The sequence below is a fragment of the Ralstonia condita genome, from assembly GCF_958405655.1.
Classification (GTDB): Bacteria; Pseudomonadota; Gammaproteobacteria; order Burkholderiales; family Burkholderiaceae; genus Ralstonia; species Ralstonia condita.
In genome coordinates this window covers 362,600-378,425 of record NZ_CATYWO010000002.1, presented here as the reverse complement: position 1 = coordinate 378,425, position 15,826 = coordinate 362,600, and the positions used below count along the sequence as shown (strand labels likewise).

At 64.7% G+C, this 15,826-nt stretch carries 17 protein-coding genes; 4 read left to right on the top strand and 13 right to left on the bottom strand.

The annotated features are described in order from the left end of the window. Window positions 1-30: 30 nt before the first annotated feature. The 13 genes from R2N03_RS08275 to fliE (R2N03_RS08215) all read right to left on the bottom strand — a co-directional run bounded on the left by R2N03_RS08275 (window position 31) and on the right by fliE (R2N03_RS08215) (window position 10,551). Window positions 31-453: an organic hydroperoxide resistance protein gene (locus R2N03_RS08275; RefSeq protein WP_012430703.1), complete on the bottom strand. Its 423-nt coding sequence runs from the start codon at window positions 451-453 to the stop codon at window positions 31-33. A 142-nt stretch (window positions 454-595) separates the two neighbouring features. Then, a complete protein-coding gene (gene fliE, locus R2N03_RS08270; RefSeq protein WP_012430702.1) occupies window positions 596-922 on the bottom strand; it encodes a flagellar hook-basal body complex protein FliE in 327 nt (108 codons plus the stop codon). Between the two features lie 18 nt (window positions 923-940). Further along, entirely contained in the window at window positions 941-2,215 is a 1,275-nt protein-coding gene (locus R2N03_RS08265; RefSeq protein WP_012430701.1) for a glycosyltransferase family 2 protein, read from the bottom strand. After that, entirely contained in the window at window positions 2,212-2,925 is a 714-nt protein-coding gene (locus R2N03_RS08260) for a WbqC family protein (protein WP_012430700.1), read from the bottom strand. The genes R2N03_RS08265 and R2N03_RS08260 overlap by 4 nt, the downstream gene beginning before the upstream one ends. Beyond that, on the bottom strand, window positions 2,922-3,437 hold the full coding sequence (locus R2N03_RS08255; protein ID WP_012430699.1) for a GNAT family N-acetyltransferase: 516 nt from the start codon (window positions 3,435-3,437) through the stop codon (window positions 2,922-2,924). Before R2N03_RS08255 ends, R2N03_RS08260 begins: the two co-directional genes overlap by 4 nt. After that, window positions 3,434-4,609, bottom strand: a complete 1,176-nt coding sequence (locus tag R2N03_RS08250) for a methyltransferase domain-containing protein (RefSeq protein ID WP_012430698.1) — start codon at window positions 4,607-4,609, stop codon at window positions 3,434-3,436. The genes R2N03_RS08255 and R2N03_RS08250 overlap by 4 nt, the downstream gene beginning before the upstream one ends. Window positions 4,610-4,611: 2 nt before the next feature. Next, entirely contained in the window at window positions 4,612-5,454 is an 843-nt protein-coding gene (locus R2N03_RS08245; RefSeq protein ID WP_012430697.1) for a phytanoyl-CoA dioxygenase family protein, read from the bottom strand. Continuing rightward, entirely contained in the window at window positions 5,439-6,590 is a 1,152-nt protein-coding gene (locus R2N03_RS08240; protein WP_012430696.1) for a DegT/DnrJ/EryC1/StrS family aminotransferase, read from the bottom strand. Before R2N03_RS08240 ends, R2N03_RS08245 begins: the two co-directional genes overlap by 16 nt. Next, window positions 6,587-7,180 carry a dTDP-4-dehydrorhamnose 3,5-epimerase gene (gene rfbC / locus R2N03_RS08235; RefSeq protein WP_012430695.1) on the bottom strand — a complete coding sequence of 198 codons (594 nt, stop codon included), beginning with the start codon at window positions 7,178-7,180 and terminating at the stop codon, window positions 6,587-6,589. The genes R2N03_RS08240 and rfbC overlap by 4 nt, the downstream gene beginning before the upstream one ends. Continuing rightward, window positions 7,177-8,268: a CDP-glucose 4,6-dehydratase gene (gene rfbG, locus R2N03_RS08230; RefSeq protein ID WP_012430694.1), complete on the bottom strand. Its 1,092-nt coding sequence runs from the start codon at window positions 8,266-8,268 to the stop codon at window positions 7,177-7,179. Before rfbG ends, rfbC begins: the two co-directional genes overlap by 4 nt. Beyond that, a complete protein-coding gene (gene rfbF, locus R2N03_RS08225; RefSeq protein WP_012430693.1) occupies window positions 8,268-9,041 on the bottom strand; it encodes a glucose-1-phosphate cytidylyltransferase in 774 nt (257 codons plus the stop codon). The genes rfbG and rfbF overlap by 1 nt, the downstream gene beginning before the upstream one ends. Window positions 9,042-9,051: 10 nt before the next feature. Next, window positions 9,052-10,152, bottom strand: coding sequence for a glycosyltransferase family 2 protein (locus R2N03_RS08220; RefSeq protein WP_316657185.1), 1,101 nt, complete (start codon window positions 10,150-10,152; stop codon window positions 9,052-9,054). A gap of 63 nt (window positions 10,153-10,215) precedes the next feature. Continuing rightward, complete coding sequence (fliE, locus tag R2N03_RS08215; RefSeq protein ID WP_012430691.1) at window positions 10,216-10,551, bottom strand: flagellar hook-basal body complex protein FliE; 336 nt, start codon at window positions 10,549-10,551, stop codon at window positions 10,216-10,218. A gap of 243 nt (window positions 10,552-10,794) precedes the next feature. On the opposite strand from fliE (R2N03_RS08215), the gene fliF reads away from it, so the two are divergent. Genes fliF through fliI form a run of 4 tightly spaced genes read left to right on the top strand, consistent with a single transcriptional unit; the run spans window position 10,795 to window position 15,818 of the window. Further along, on the top strand, window positions 10,795-12,630 hold the full coding sequence (gene fliF, locus R2N03_RS08210; RefSeq protein ID WP_012430690.1) for a flagellar basal-body MS-ring/collar protein FliF: 1,836 nt from the start codon (window positions 10,795-10,797) through the stop codon (window positions 12,628-12,630). Beyond that, on the top strand, window positions 12,627-13,619 hold the full coding sequence (gene fliG / locus R2N03_RS08205) for a flagellar motor switch protein FliG (RefSeq protein ID WP_012430689.1): 993 nt from the start codon (window positions 12,627-12,629) through the stop codon (window positions 13,617-13,619). Before fliF ends, fliG begins: the two co-directional genes overlap by 4 nt. Before the next feature lie 32 nt (window positions 13,620-13,651). Beyond that, window positions 13,652-14,389 (top strand): flagellar assembly protein FliH, encoded by a 738-nt coding sequence (gene fliH / locus R2N03_RS08200; protein ID WP_012430688.1) that lies wholly within the window; start codon window positions 13,652-13,654, stop codon window positions 14,387-14,389. After that, window positions 14,379-15,818, top strand: coding sequence for a flagellar protein export ATPase FliI (gene fliI / locus R2N03_RS08195; RefSeq protein ID WP_012430687.1), 1,440 nt, complete (start codon window positions 14,379-14,381; stop codon window positions 15,816-15,818). The genes fliH and fliI overlap by 11 nt, the downstream gene beginning before the upstream one ends. The last annotated feature ends 8 nt before the right edge of the window (window positions 15,819-15,826 follow it).

The window sequence follows — 15,826 nt, the reverse complement described above, 5'->3', positions numbered from 1 at the left end:
CGGCGGATGCCGCGGCGGCCCGAGGTGGGCTCAGCGCGTGACCGTGGTCAATTGGACGTCAATATTGCCACGGACAGCATGCGAATAGGGGCAGACGCCATGTGCAGCCATGACAAGCGCTTCCGCCGTCGCCTGGTCCACGCCGCCGAGTGTCGCAGCCAGCGAGACCGTGAGCGCAAATCCGCCGTCCTCACGCGGACCGATGCCCACGGTGGCCGTGACGGCTGTCGAGGCCAGCTTGATCTGCTTCAGGCGCGCGACGTGCAGTACGGCGTTTTCAAAGCATGCGGCATAGCCTGCGGCAAACAGCTGCTCGGGGTTGGTGGCTGCACCGCCCGCGCCGCCGAGCTCACGCGGCAACGACAGCGGCAGATCGAGCACGCCATCGGCGCTGCGTACATGGCCGGCGCGGCCGCCTTCAGCGGTGACTTGGGTTTGGTAGAGCGTCTTCATGGTCAGGTCCTCTTTTTCAGGAAGCCGGTCGGCGGCATGTCGGCCGGGAATCGATAAAATCGATTGTGCAATTATATTGTGTGCAATACAAATAGCAACCTGGAGGAGGAGACCTTTTTGCTGACCGGGAAAAGGAATGGCGTCAGACCGACATGCTCATGATGCTCTGGTACGCCGACACCAGCTTGTTGCGCACCTGCACGGCAGTCTGAAAGTCGATATTGGCCTTCTGCAGCGAAAGCATCACGTCATGCAGGTCGACATCGTTGTTGCTCATCTCAAAGCTGCGCGAAATGGCCTCGGCCTTCTGCTGCGAGGCGTCAACACGGTCCAGCGACGACTTCAGCACGGAGCCGAAGTCGACGCTGGGTTTGCCGGTTTCGCCACTGGCTGTGCTGCCGCCGACAGTGGACGGCGCCAGCACGCTGTTCATCAGCGAGACCACGGAATGGGCGTTGGAGAGATCCATGTGGGTGTGACCAGTGACTCAGGGGAATTTGGCGAGCGTTTCGAGTTCCGACACGAAACGGACTTCGCGGCCGGCAGGCACCGCAATGTCCATCGGGATCGGCGTGACGACGATGGTGTGATGCGGAATGGCGTCATCGTCGTCGAGCACCAGGAACTCCGTGTCGGCAAAGCCGTGCGCGTGGTGGAAGACCTGCAGCGGCGCGCGGCGCAGCGTGGCGTACTTGGGCGGCTCGGGCTTGAACGGGTCGAGCTTGGTCACGTATTCGAACGCCGCGTTGACACGGTACAGGTCATACGGTGCGGGAAGATCGGACACTTCACCCAGCGCGCGGACGCGGTTGGCGATGTAGTAGTTGTCGATCCAGTTGCCGCCTTCATGCGTGCGCAGGCGCAGCGCAACCTTCATGCGTGCCAGCACGAACTGGTTGATGGCGTTCAGCCATTCGGGGCGCTCGGCGGCCGGCAGCGTGTGCGAGAACTTGCCGAACAGATATTCGAGACCACCGCGATAGCGGTCCCACGCGTGTTTCACTTCTTCGTTGCCGGCCTGGGCGCGGGTCTCGTCGGCAAAGTAGCGCGAGACCGAACGATAGAACGGCGTCTTGCTGAAGTACACCGCGCTGGAGCCGAGCATTTCGGCCGCGTGCACGAAGGCGTAGAACGCAGGTTCCGGCGCGCTGAAGTAGATGCGGTCCATCACCTCGCGGCGCGCCAGGTAGATCTCCGGAAAGAGGTGGTGCGACAACACCAGTGCCAGCAGCTTGGCGTAGTCGTGCTGCTCGATCAGGTAGTTGTCGTCCTGGCGATAGAACGCGGTGACGTCCTGCCGCGTCGGCAAGTCGTGAATGAACCACGGCGCAAAGATGACATCCACGCCCGGGTTGCGCTCGAAGATGTCGATGTTGTTGTTGATTTCGGCCAGGATCGGGAGGTCGTCATCGGCGTGGTAGAGCACGTACTTGCCCTGCGCGCTGCGATAGAGCTGGTTCAGGTTTTCTGCCGAGCCGAGGTTCGACGGGCGGCGGAAATACCGGATGTTCAGCTTGTCCTGGTAGCGGCCCACGACCTCTTCGGTGGCGTCGGTCGAGCAGTTGTCGCCGATCAGCAATTCGTAGCTGAACTTCAGCTCGCCAATCTGCGAGACGAGTTCTGCAAGCAGATTCTCGAGATAGCGGGCGCGGTTGTAGGTCGGGATGCAGACGCTCAGCGCAACCTGCTGGATGACCGCGTCGTGCTTCACGGGCGCGATGTCCTGCAGCGCTTCGGTTTGGATTGCTTCGATCTCACTCATTGGATGAACTCGCGCCAGTTGAGGGTCTGAGGGCACATGTACTGCTTGCCGGCCGGGCCGTGGTTGGCAATCAGGTCCAGGCTGCTGACAAACGGGGTGAACGCGCCATGCAGTTGCGGATACGGCCGCATGGCGTAATTCATGTATTCGACTGCAACGCCTTGCTGCTCGAACTCGGCGTGGGCCAGGTAGTTCTTGGCGCCGTGTCCAGTGATGTAGGTGTCGCCTTGCAGCTTCTTCACGATGGCGAGTACGCGGTCGCTGTTGCGGCCGGGAATGTCCAGCTCAGGCGAGTCGACAAACTTGCTGTCCAGGTCGATGCCCAGGTAGCGGCACACCGCGCGCATGGACGCCAGTGCCAGTGCGCCCATGTTGGCGTAGTCGGCGTCGTACACGGAGCGCACGAGCGCCAGCATGTCGCTTGCATGCGGCGCGGCCTCGTAGGCCTGCTCCAGCATGCGCAGATGCTGCGCTCGCCAGTCAACGTTGGTAGCGGGTTTGACTTCATCTATGCGCGCACCGAGGTGGAACTTCTCCAGCGGCACCGTCATCCAGCGCGTGCCGGCCGGCTCCTTGATCTGCACGCGGTTGGTGAAGCTGCCCTTGGAGAACTGCACATCGGCGTAATTGACGAGCACGTCGGCCAGCAGGATCTGCTCGAGCAGACCGACCCACGGGAACAGCATCGGCTGTGTGATCACGACCTTCATGACGACAACATCCGTTCCATCAGGACAACGTCATGCCAGCGGTTGTCTTGCAAGTAGTGGCCAGCCAACGTGCCGATGGTCCGGAAGTCGAGCTTCTCGTACAGCGCGATGGCGCGCGTGTTTTCGGCCAACACCTCCAGCGTGATCTTGCGCAGGCACAGCGTTTCGCTGGCGTAGGCAAACGCGGCTTCGCACGCCGCACGCCCGTGGCCCTTGCCTTGCGCAGACGACGCCAGGCAGATGCCCAGCGAAGCGTGTCGGTTGACCGCATCGATGTGGTTCAGCTGCAGGTAGCCCAGCACGCTGTCATCCGCCTGGCTGGCAATGACGAAGAGCACCAGGTCACTCTGCTTCGATTTCGCGATCAGCCAGTCGCGCACGCTCGCGGCGGAGTTCGGTCGCGGGCGGGTCATGAGCTGCAACTGCGTCGGCACATCGTTGCGCAGCGGCAGCAGTTGAGGGATGTCGCTCTCGCGCCATTCCCGAAGGACGAGTGAACCGCGCGCGATCATGGCTGGAAGCGGAAATAGCGGAAGCGGTTCGGATACGCGGCTTCCACGGTGTGCCGCACTTCATCGGCAATGACCGGGTTCACGGCCAGGTACACCACTTCAACTTCGTCAGGAATGCTGTCGAGCGCCACCACCGGCTTGCCGGCCAGGGACGACCCTTGCAGGTACGGGTTCTGATCGACAAACGCGCGCAGGGCATGCGGCTGTTGCAGATTGCTGGCGGTGTAGGCGCCGTAGAAACCCGCGCCGTAAATGACGGCGGGCGCGCTGCCATGCTGCGTTTCAAAGTCCGTCAAGTGGCTGGAGGCTTGCTGCCAGAAGTTGGCCAGCTTGTTGGCTGCGCGTTGTGTGTCGGCCAATTCCTGTGCATCGATTACTGGCGCGACTTTGCTGTCGCCAGGCCGGCGCGCGGCGGTCACGACGAACGCGCCACGGTGGCTGTGCGCATCGGCCTCGAGCAGGTCAAACCCGTGGTTGGCAAGCAGCGTCTGCAGCGACGTGTGCGTGAAATGGTTGACGTGATCCGCCACCAGAAAGTCCACCGAGTTGGTGAACGTGTTTGGCACGATGGCGTACAGGCGGCCGCCGTCGCGCAGCAGGCTGTGAATGTTGCGCAGCGCGGTCGTCAGGTCAGGGATGTGTTCGAGCGAGAAGAACGAGCTGACGACATCGAACGAACGCTGCCATGCCGGCGGGATCGTGTACGTGGCCCATTGTTCGGGGCTCAGGAATTTTTCCCAGAAACCGACGTAGCGGTCGCTGATATCGAACAGGTGGACGTTTACGTCGGGGCGCTGCTGTTTCAGCAGGCGCATGGTGGCGCTTTTTGCGCAGCCGAAGTCGACCACCCGAGCGCCTTCCGGCAGGGCCAGCTTGCGTTGGAACGTGGCGACCTGGTGGTCGGCACGGAAGATCTTCTGGCCGTTCTCAACCGCGTAGATCTGGTCTTCTTCCTCGCTGCCCACGAGGATGTCGTACTCCGTGTCGTAGAAGCTGCCGTTGTCACACAGCTCGGCGGTCTGGATATGGCCGCACGCGGCACAGCAGAAGACTTCCAGCGTGCCGTCCATGGCACGACGCAGGGAAGACAGCGAGCTTTGCGGCGCCGCGCGGTAAATCGGTTCGGCCAGCGGTTGCTGGCAGACATTGCAGGGCAGTGCACCTTGGGTCATGGTCAGGCTTCCACGGAGAGTTCTGGGTGGACGGTACGGAAGTCGACGCCGTTGGCGTACGAGCCCTTCCAGCCGTGCGAGCGCCCGGTCGGCTCGCAGAAATTGAAGTAGCGGAACTGCATCGACCAGCGCGATCGCTGGCTCGTGTTGTGGCCCGAGGCATGCAGCACCAGGAAGTCGACCATCACCAGATCGCCGGGCTTGGTGAGCGGCTGCACGTGCGGATAGCGCGCGAGGTAGCTCGCCTCGTCCTTGATCAGCAATGCGTAGGCTCCTTGCTTGCCGGCGTTGTCCGGGTCGGCGCTGAAGACGGGCAGCGGTCCTTCGACGTGCGAGCCCGGGCAGAACTCCACGGGCCCGATCTCGGGCGTGATTTCGACGAGCGGGCTCCAGAACACCACGCCGTCCAGGCTCCGCAACTGGGCCGGATACTCCTGATGCCAGTTGGCGCGAAATTTCTCTTCGCGCGGGTTGTCGATGCGGATGCCGGAGCCGGCGTGCGCAATGCCCGGCAGCGCGCCGGGGCGCACGCAGCGAACCAGCTGCTCATGGCGTTCGTCGCCCAGCAGGCGGACAAACGCGGGGATCTGCTTCACGGCGTCGTACACCTCGGCGCCGTATTTGCGATTGGCCTTGATGACGGCCTGATAACCGTCGTCGAACCGCTCCGGCGCAAACGGCGCGCGCTCGATGTCGAGACGATACTTGTCGATCACCAGACCGATGATGTCGTAGATGGCGCGCTGGATCGGCTCGACCTGCGACGGCGCGTAGAAGTCGCGCAGGATCAGCAGGCCGTCGCGCTGGAAGGTCTCGACCTGATCGGGGCTCAGGATGCCAGGCATGTCAGCGTCTCCTGGTGGGCTTTCACGAGATCGAGCACCACGTTGCATACCGTTGCGATGTTCTCGCTCGACATGTCGTGGTACGAGGGCAAGTTGATGGCGCGCTCGGCAATTGCGTAGCTGTTGGGCGCGTTGTGGCGCGCGGTGGCCTCGGACGTGCCGAACAACTCCGTCTGGCTTAGCGGATAAAAGAACACGCGTGCATCGATGCCGCGGCGCGAGAACGCGGCCAGCAGCCCGTCACGCGTAATGCCCAGCGCTTCGTCAAACACGACGGTGGGCATCCAGTAGCTGTTGAGCGTGCCGGGCGCCTCGGGGTTGAGCGCCAAGCCTGCAACGCCGCCAAGGTGCGCCTGATATTCGGCAAAGATCTCGCGCTTGCGCGCCACCAGCGCGTCGATACGCTCAAGCTGCGCGCAGCCGATCGCGGCCTGCACGTTGGAAATCCGGTACTTGAAGCCGATGAAGTCGGACCAGAACTGCTTGCCGCCCGGCACGCGGCCATGGTTGTTCAGCGTCATCACGCGGTCGTACAGCGCACGGTCGTTGGTGACGAACATGCCGCCTTCGCCCGTCGTCATGGTCTTGGTGCCATGGAACGAGAACGTGCCGAAGATGCCTTGCGACCCCGTTGCGTGGCCGTGCCAGCGAGAGCCCACAGCCTCGGCCGCGTCTTCGATGACAGGAATGCCGTGGCGCTTGCCGATGTCCAGCAGGCGGTCCATCTCGCACAGGTTGCCGTAGAGGTGCGTGGCGATGATCGCTTTTGTGCGCGGCGTGATGGCCGCTTCCACGAGTGCCGGGTCCAGGCACCACGTGTCCGGCAGGATGTCGACAAACACCGGCGTGGCGCCCACGTAAGTGATGGGCGATGCCGTGGCGATCCAGTTCGTGTCGGCCAGGATCACCTCATCGCCGGCGCCGATGCCGAGCGCGGCCAGGCCCATGTGCATGGCACCGGTGCAGCTTGATGTGGCAATGGCGTACTGCGTGCCGACAAATTCCGCAAACTGCTTTTCGAAGCGATTGATGTAGGCGTAGCACTGGTCGCCCCAGCCGTTGCGTGCGGCGTCGGTGGCGTATTCGACTTCCAGCTCGGTGATCGACGGCTTGGAGTACAGAATCTTCTGGGTCATGGCTGTTCCTGCAGTTCAGGATTCAGGGCTCGCAGCGCAATGCCCGCAAACGCGTTCGTCAGCGGCGGATGGTTGCGGTCCCGGTCGGAGCATTCGGTAATGTCGAGCGGCCAGGCGATGCCTAGGCGGCTGTCGGTCGGGTTGATCCCGTCTTCAGCGGCTTGCGCGTACGGCGTCGAGGTCAGGTACAGCAGCTCGCAATCGTCTTCCAGCGCCTGGAAGCCGTGGGCAAACCCGCGCGGCACCAGCAGGCTGTTGTGACGTTCGGCGGACAACTCCACCGCATGCCATTGCAGGAACGTCGGCGAGCCTGCACGCAGGTCAACGGCCACATCAAAGACACGGCCACGCACGCAGCTCACGAGCTTGATCTCGGCATGCGGGGGGTACTGAAAATGCAGCCCGCGCACGGTGCCGCGCTTGGCGGAATACGAGTGATTGATTTGCGCGATCGGGCTGTCAAAGCCGGCGGCGGCGAGTTCGTCTGCGCAGAAGAAGCGCGTGAAGTAGCCGCGATGGTCACCGATGACCTTGCGGCTGATCTCGACCACGCCGGCCAGCGGTGTCGGTTGGATGGTGAAGCGGCTCATGCGGCGCTCCAGGATGTGGCGGCAGACGCGACGGCGGTGAAGCGGTCGATCTGCTGGTCACAGAGCGCGCGTGCGCCCGCGGTCTTTTCATGCAGATGCCGATACCACGCGGCGGTCTGTTCCAGCGCGGTCTCGAACGGCCACGCTGTCTGCCAGCCTAGCTGCTGGCGTGCCCGGCTGGCGTCCAGATGCAACATGCCGGCTTCGTGCTTGCCGGTGGCGGAGTTGGCGTCCAGTTGCCAGATCAGCGTGGGCCAATGGTGTTGCAAGCCTTGCAAGACCTGTTCGACCGTGCGGGTGGCGGCGCTGTCCGGGCCAAAGTTCCAGGCGGTTGCGCAAGCTGCGTCACCGGCCAGCAGCCGTTGCGCGAGCAACAGGTACCCATGCAGGCAATCCAGAACGTGCTGCCAGGGCCGCGTAGCGTGAGGTGAACGGATGACTAGCGGCGCACCGGCACGCATCGCGCGCTCGGCATCGGGGATGAGCCGGTCTTCTGACCAGTCGCCGCCGCCGATCACATTGCCTGCGCGGCCCGTGGCCAGCAGCGGGCCGTTGGCGAAAAAGGCGCGCCGGTAGCTTGCGACGACGAGTTCGGCACAGGCCTTGGATGCGCTGTACGGGTCATGGCCGCCGAGTGCATCGGTCTCGCGATAGCCCCAGGCCCACTCGCGGTTGTCGTAGCACTTGTCGGTGGTAGCCACCACGATGGCAGCCAGGTTCGTGCAGCCGCGCGCGGCTTCCAGCACGTTCACGGTGCCCATCACATTGGTGGCGTAGGTGCCAACCGGGTCGTTGTACGACGCACGCACCAGCGGTTGCGCCGCGAGATGGAACACCACATCGGGCCGCGCCGCTGTCATCGCGATACGCAGGGCCTCCGCATCGCGGATATCCGCCAGCGTATGACCGGCCAATGCGGGTTCCACGTCAGCAGCGGTGAACAGATTCGGCGTTGTTTCCGGTGCCAGGCTGTAGCCGTACACCTCGGCGCCAAGCTGGCGCAGCCAGAGCGCAAGCCAACTGCCCTTGAAACCGGTATGCCCGGTCAGGAAGACGCGCTTGCCGGCCCACGCACGCGGGTCGAGCATCACCACTTTTTCCACGGTGCACTCCCCGCTTGCCAAAGGGCTTCCAGACTGTTCTTGTCGCGCAGCGTGTCCATCGGCTGCCAGAAACCGTGGTGCTCGAACGTGTTCAGTTCGCCCATCTCGGCCAGGCGTGCCATGGGCGCGCCTTCCCACGGGGTGTCTTCGCTCGCGATGTATTCGATCACCGCCGGATTGAGCACGAAGAAGCCGCCGTTGATCCAGCTGCCGCCGTCGCCGGGCGGCTTTTCGGTAAAGCCGGTCACGCGGGCGCCGTCGCGCTGGAGCATGCCGTAGCGGCCCGGCGGCTGCACGGCCGTCACGGTCGCCATCTTGCCGTGCTCGCGGTGGAAGGCGATCTTGCTGGTGATGTCGATGTCGGACACGCCGTCGCCGTAGGTGAAGCAGAACGGTTCGTTCGGGTCCAGATAGGCGGCCACGCGCTTCAGGCGCCCGCCGGTCTGCGATTGCTCGCCCGTGTCGACCAGCGTGACGCGCCAGGGCTCGGCATGGCGCTCGTGCACGGTCACTTCGTTCTTCGACATATCGAACGTCACGTCCGACATGTGCAGGAAGTAATTGGCGAAGTACTCCTTGATGACGTAGCCCTTGTAACCGAGGCAGATGATGAAGTCGTTGATACCGTGCGCGGCATAGATCTTCATGATGTGCCACAGGATCGGGCGGCCACCAATTTCGATCATCGGCTTGGGCCGCAGGTGCGATTCCTCGCTGATGCGTGTGCCGAGGCCCCCGGCCAGGATCACTGTCTTCATGATTGCGTGCTCATGCGGCGGCGACCGCGCTGCGTTCCTGCATCTGCCGCGCGAGGTCGGAATATTGGTTCGACTTGATGGCCAGTGTGTCGGCCAGGGCGCGATAGGTCAGCGCCAGGTACTTTGCGGCGGCAAAGCTGCCGCGCCCGAACACGGCGGCGTCCAGCTTGGGCTGCTCGCCAATCTCCAGGCACTTCAGGAAGGCGTTCTCCGCCATCGGCAGCCATTGCTTTTCGGCCTGTGCCGGGTCCTTGGCCGCGGCTTCGAACATCAGATGGCCCAGCATGTAGAAGTAGTCCGGCGAGCCCGACCACTCCTCCATCCACTCGCCTGCCAGGGTGATGGCGCGGTCGAGTTGCCCGGACTTGCTCAGGCAGGCCAGCAGGCAGATGCAGAGATCGTGTCGATAGGGCACTTGCTTTGGAGCCTTGGCGAGCGCCTGCTCGTAGTGGGCGGCAGCCTGGGTCGGGTCTTTCTGGTTGATCTCGAAGTCCTTGCCGAGCTGGTAGAGCACATATGGGTCGTCCCGGTGTGCGGCCAGTTCCAGTTGCAGGAGGGTGTGGTTGCGCCCGCGCTTCTTGTCGAGCTTGGCGGTCATGTAACCGTCGTGGCCGAGCACCAGGGGCAGGCGCACACGCTGCAGGTTGGCGGCGGGCTGCTCGTGGATGCGGCCCTTGTAGCGCACGCCACGCGGCAGCAGGCGGGCGATCCAGCTATTGGAGTGCTCCACCGGGCCCGACACGTCGAACTCGCTGCGGATGCAGACCACGCCCAGCAGCGGCCCGAACGTGCAGGCACTGCGCAGCTCTTCCGCGCCGCTTTCGATCCATTCGTCGGCGTCGAGCACGAGGTTCCAGTCGGCGTTGGCCGCTGCCAGCGCAGCGTTGCGCGCCGCCGAGAAATCGTCCACCCACTTGAAATGGCGCACCTGCGCGCCGCACGCCTTGGCAATCGCCACGGTGTCGTCGGTCGAGCCGGTGTCCAGCACGATCATGCGGTCGACGTGGGGCTTGGCGCTCAGCAGGCAGCGCTCGATGCAGGCCGCCTCATCGCGGGCGATGACCACCAGGGCGATATCAGGCTTGGCCCGGTGTTTTGCGTGTTTGGACATGCAGGCTCCCACCGGCCGCAGCCGGTTGGTACGGGCAAGGAATCGATCTGATCGCGTGTGGCGTCAGATCGACATGCTCATGATGTTCTGATAGGCCGAGACCAGCTTGTTGCGCACTTGCACGGCGGTCTGTAAGTCGATGTTGGCCTTCTGCAGCGACAGCATCACGTCGTGGAGGTCCACATCGTTGTTGCCCATCTCGAAGCTGCGCGAAACGGCTTCGGCCTTCTGTTGCGAGGCATCGACCCTGTCCAGCGACGACTTGAGCACCGAGCCGAAGTCGACGCTGACCTTCGAATCGGCGCCGCCGGTGCTGCCGCCAATGCCGCCGACCTGGCTGGACGGCGCCAGCACGCTGTTCATCAGCGACACCACCGAGTTGGCGTTCGTAATATCCATGTGATCAAGACTCCCCTTTGTTCCGGGCTGCGCCATCCTCTTTTTTCAGGCCGGCATGGCGCCACGGTGATGCAAAGGTAGCAGTCGCCCCACGGGTTCCAAGCGCCCAAATGAGAGGGAAAAGGCCCTCTTCTTGCCGAATTGCTTGCGCCCCCCCTGCCGATAATGGCAACCACGGAGCCTTGCCCGCGTGATCGATGCCTCGGGGCCGCTCCAGCAACGCAGTCAGTCAGGAGATTTGGGATGCCAACGACAGCCGATTCGGTTGCTGTCGCCGACACGCTCGGTACGGTGGATATGCCGGCGGTGGGCCAAGGCGCGATGACGCGCCAGCATGCGGGAGCGCTGGGCGCTCTGGGTCCGCTTGGCCGTCTGTCGCCGCGCCTGCTCATGATGATCGGGGGCGCCGCCCTGGTGGCCGTGCTCGCCGCTGTGATGCTGTGGAGCCGCGCGCCCGACTACCGCGTCCTGTTCAGCAATGTCAGCGACGCGGATGGCGGAGCCATCATTGCTGCATTGCAGCAGATGAATGTGCCGTATCGCTTTGCCGACGGCGGCACCGCCATCATGGTGCCGGAAGCCAACGTGCACGAAACACGCCTGAAGCTGGCGTCGCAAGGGCTGCCCAAAGGTGGCCTGGCCGGCTTCGAGCTGATGGAGAACCAGAAATTCGGCACCAGCCAGTTTGCCGAACAGGTCAATTACCAGCGCGCCCTGGAGGGCGAGCTTGCCCGCACGATCCAGGCCATGCAGGAGGTGCAGTCTGCCCGCGTGCACCTGGCGCTGTCCAAGCCGTCGGTGTTCGTGCGCGAGCAGGCCAAGCCCAGCGCTTCGGTGCTGCTGACGCTGTATCCGGGCCGCATGCTTGATCGCTCGCAGGTGCAGGCCATCGGCCACCTGGTGTCGAGCAGCGTGCCGAACCTGCCGCTCGCCAACGTGACGGTGGTGGATCAAGCGGGCCGCCTGCTGTCGTCGTCGTTCCAGGACAACGCGTCGGGCCTCGACCCGACGCAGCTGAACTACGTGCGCGAGATCGAGCAAGGCTACATCAAGCGCATCGAGGCCATCCTCGGCCCCGTGGTGGGCGATGACAATGTGCGCGCCCAGGTGACGGCCGACGTTGACCTGGACAACACCGAACAGATGGCCGAGACGTATCGTCCGAACCAGGATCCGTCCACGGCCGCCGTGCGCAGCACGCACACCGCAGAATCGACGCAAAACAAGGCGGATGCGCAGGGCGGCGTGCCGGGAGCGCTGTCGAACCAGCCGCCGACCGCGCCGCGCATGCTGCCGACCGCACCGGCCCCGGCCTCGCAGCCGGCCGCGGCGGGACCGAATGGCGCCAACGGCCAGGCGCAGCAACCGGCGGCGGCAAATACGAACGCCACCACCACGAACGGCGCGACATCGAGCACGCGCGATACCACCACCAACTACGAAGTCGACAAAACGGTGCGCCGCACCCGCGCTGCCGTGGGGACGGTCCGCCGCCTTTCAGTGGCCGTGGTGGTCAACTACCGTGCCGACGGCAAGACCTGGAAGCCGCTGTCCGATGCGGAAATGGCCAAGCTCAACGCGCTGGTCAAGGACGCCGTGGGCTTTGACGCCAAGCGTGGTGACTCCGTGAACGTGGTCAACAGCCAGTTCTCGGGCACGCTGCCAGTGCCAAAGGACGACCTGCCGCTCTGGAAGCAGCCGGAGATGATCCAGTACGCCATTCAGGCAGCCAAGTACCTGGCGCTGGCGATCGGCTTCCTGATCCTCGTCTTTGCGGTGATCCGCCCGCTGATCCGCTCGCTGAACAAGAAGGACGCGCCTGCGACGCCCACATTCGTCGGCCGGGAAGGCGAAGACCCGAACGCGCCCATCATCACCGGCGCTGCGGCGTCGGCCGGGCCGGAGCTGGAGGGCCCGTCGTCATCCGCGATCGGCGCCGGCGGCGAGGACGTACCCGACAGCCTGCCGCAGCTCAAGAACGCAGACTTCGAGCACAAGCTGGAGACGATGCGCCGCGTCGCCCAGCAGAACCCGCGTGCCGTCGCGGCCGTCATCAAGCAATGGGTGAGTAACGAATGAGCGCCGAAGGACTCCAACGCAGCGCCATCCTCATGATGTCGCTGGGCGAAAGCGAAGCCGCCGAAGTGCTCAAGCACCTGGGCCCCCGCGAAGTGCAGAAGCTGGGCGCGACCATGGCCGCGCTGAAGAACGTCTCGCGCGAGCGTGTGCTCGATGCCTTTGACGCGTTCTTTGTCGAAGCCGAAGACCTGCCGCTGGACATCGACTCCAACGAATACATCCGCACCGTCTTCCGCAAGGCGCTGGGCGACGATCGCGCGGCCAACATCATCGACCGCATCCTCTCGGGTGGCGACACCAGCGGCATCGAAGGCCTGAAGTGGATGGACGCGTCGTCGGTGGCGGAACTGATCCGCAACGAGCATCCGCAGATCATCGCGACCATCCTCGTGCACCTGGACCGCGACCAGGCATCGGAAATCCTGACGTACTTCACCGAGCGCCTGCGCAACGACACCATCCTGCGTATTGCCACCCTCGACGGCATCCAGCCCAGCGCCCTGCGCGAGCTGAATGACGTGCTGACCAAGCTGCTGCAAGGCAACGACCACCGTAAGAAGAACGCGATGGGTGGCGTGCTCACGGCAGCGGAAATCCTCAACCTGGTGCCGAGCGCGGTGGAGTCTGCCGTCATCGAGGGCGTGCGCTCGCGTGACCCGGAACTGGCCGATGCCATCGTCGAGAAGATGTTCGTGTTCGACAACCTGATCGACCTCGACAACCGCAGCCTGCAGACGCTGCTGCGCGAAGTCGGCCAGGAGGTGCTGGTGGTGGCGCTCAAGGGTGCCAAGCAGGAGTTCCGCGACAAGGTGTTCGCCAACATGTCGCAGCGCGCCGGCATGATGCTCAAGGAAGAGCTGGAAGTGCTCGGCCCCGTGAAGGTGTCGGAAGTCGAGGCGCAGCAGAAGGAAATCCTGGTGATCGCGCGCCGCCTGGCCGACGAAGGCGAAATCACCATCGGCCGCAAGGCGGAGGACGCCTATGTCTGACCGCCTGGCCCGGCGTGTGACGGAGCGCTGAGATGCCGCGTCCGCCGATCATCCCCCGCGATACGCTGGTCGAATACCAGCCCTGGGAGCCCACCGACTTTGTGCGCGAGGCCCGGCTTGCTGCCGCTGATGCTGCACCGCCGCCTCCGCCGCCGGAGCCCGAGGAGCCGCCGATTTCCGAAGAGGAATGGCAGGCCGCCCTGGAAGCCGAGTTGGCCAACGCCCGTGACGAAGGCCGCCGTGATGGCTTTGCCCAGGGCTTCCAGGACGGTTTTGAGCAAGGCCGCCGCCAGGGGGAAGACGATTCCAGGCAGATCGCCGCGCTGATGCAGTCCGTGCGCGATGCGGTCGACCAATTGAACGGCAGCGTTGCCGACGAACTGGTGGATCTGGCCCTGCAGCTCGCCCAGCAGTTCCTGCACGGTGCGCTGCATGCGCAGCCCGAGCGCATCGTGCCGCTCGTACGCGAGGTCCTGGGCGACGCGCCCACGGCGCCCGCGCCCGCCATGCTTCGCGTGCATGCCGACGATGCCGAACTGATCCGCCAGATGCTGGGGACCGAACTGGCTGCCGCAGGCTGGACGCTCATCGTCGACGCCGCCATCGAGCGCGGCGGTTGCCGTGTGCAGACCCGCTTTGGGGAAACCGATGCCACGCTGCAGACCCGCTGGGCTGAACTGACGCGCGCGCTGGGCCGCGATACCGCGTGGATCGCCAGCGAGCGCTCCGAAGCCGAGCGCGTGGCGGGAGGAGCGCTTCATGTCGCTTGAGACCGTGCAGTCGCCAGCGCAGAGCGCCAGCAGCAACCCGAACGTGCGCGTGTGGCAGTCGCATCTGCGTCAGACCGCGCAGCGTGCTCGCCTCGCGCGCCCGGTGGTGACGTGCGGCAAGCTCACCCGCGTGGCGGGGCTCGTCATGGAGGCCGTTGGCCTGAAGCTGCCCGTGGGTAGCGCCTGCCGGGTAGAACTGCCGCATGGCCGCCACGTGTTGGCCGAAGTGGTGGGCTTTGCCGAAGAGCGCGCCTTCCTGATGCCGCAGACGGACCTGGTGGGCGTGGTGCCCGGTGCACGGGTGTTTCCGCTTGAAGCGCAGCACCTGCCCGCTGACGCGGCCGATCCAACCATCTCGCACAGCAAGTTCTTGCCCGTGGGCCCGCGCCTGCTGGGCCGCGTGGTCGACGCCAATGGCGAGCCGCTCGACGGCAAGGGCCCGCTTGGCAACCCGGACGAACTTGCCTGGGGCACGCTTGCCCCGGCGCCGCTGAACCCCCTCAAGCGCAAGCCGATCGAGAATGTGATGGACGTGGGCGTGCGGGCCATCAACGGCTTGCTCACTGTCGGTCAGGGGCAACGCCTCGGCCTGTTCGCCGGCTCCGGCGTCGGCAAGAGCGTGCTGCTGGGCATGATGGCCCGCTATACGCAGGCCGACGTGGTGGTGGTGGGCCTGATCGGCGAGCGCGGCCGCGAAGTGAAGGAATTCATCGACGAGATTCTTGGCGACGAAGGCCTGGCACGCTCGGCCGTGGTGGCTGCACCGGCCGATACCTCGCCGCTGATGCGCCTGCAGGGTGCCGCCTACGCACACACGATTGCCGAATACTTCCGCGACCGCGGCTGCAACGTGCTGCTGATCGTCGATTCGCTCACGCGTTACGCGATGGCACAGCGCGAAATCGCCCTGGCCATCGGCGAGCCGCCGGCCACCAAGGGCTATCCGCCCTCGGCGTTTGCCAAGCTGCCCGCGCTGGTTGAGCGTGCCGGCAACGGCATGGTGGATGCCGACGGGCGCGGAGGCTCCATCACCGCGTTCTACACCGTGCTGGCCGAAGGCGATGACCAGCAGGACCCGATTGCCGATGCAGCGCGCGCCATTCTGGACGGCCACTTCGTGCTCTCGCGCAAGTTGGCGGAGCAGGGCCACTACCCGGCCATCGATATCGAACAGTCGATCAGCCGCGTGATGTCGGCCATCGTGCCGCGCGAGCAGCTCGACACGGCGCGCCGCTTCAAGCAGCTCTACGCCCGCTATCAGCGCAACCGCGACCTGATTGCCGTAGGCGCCTACGCACGTGGCAGCGACCCGGTGACCGACCAGGCCATCGCGCGCTACCCCGACATGGAAGCATTCCTGCAGCAAGGCATGTTCGAGAACGAAAGCCGCGAGCACACGCTGCAGAAGATGCAGGGAGTGCTGGCCTGATGTGCCCG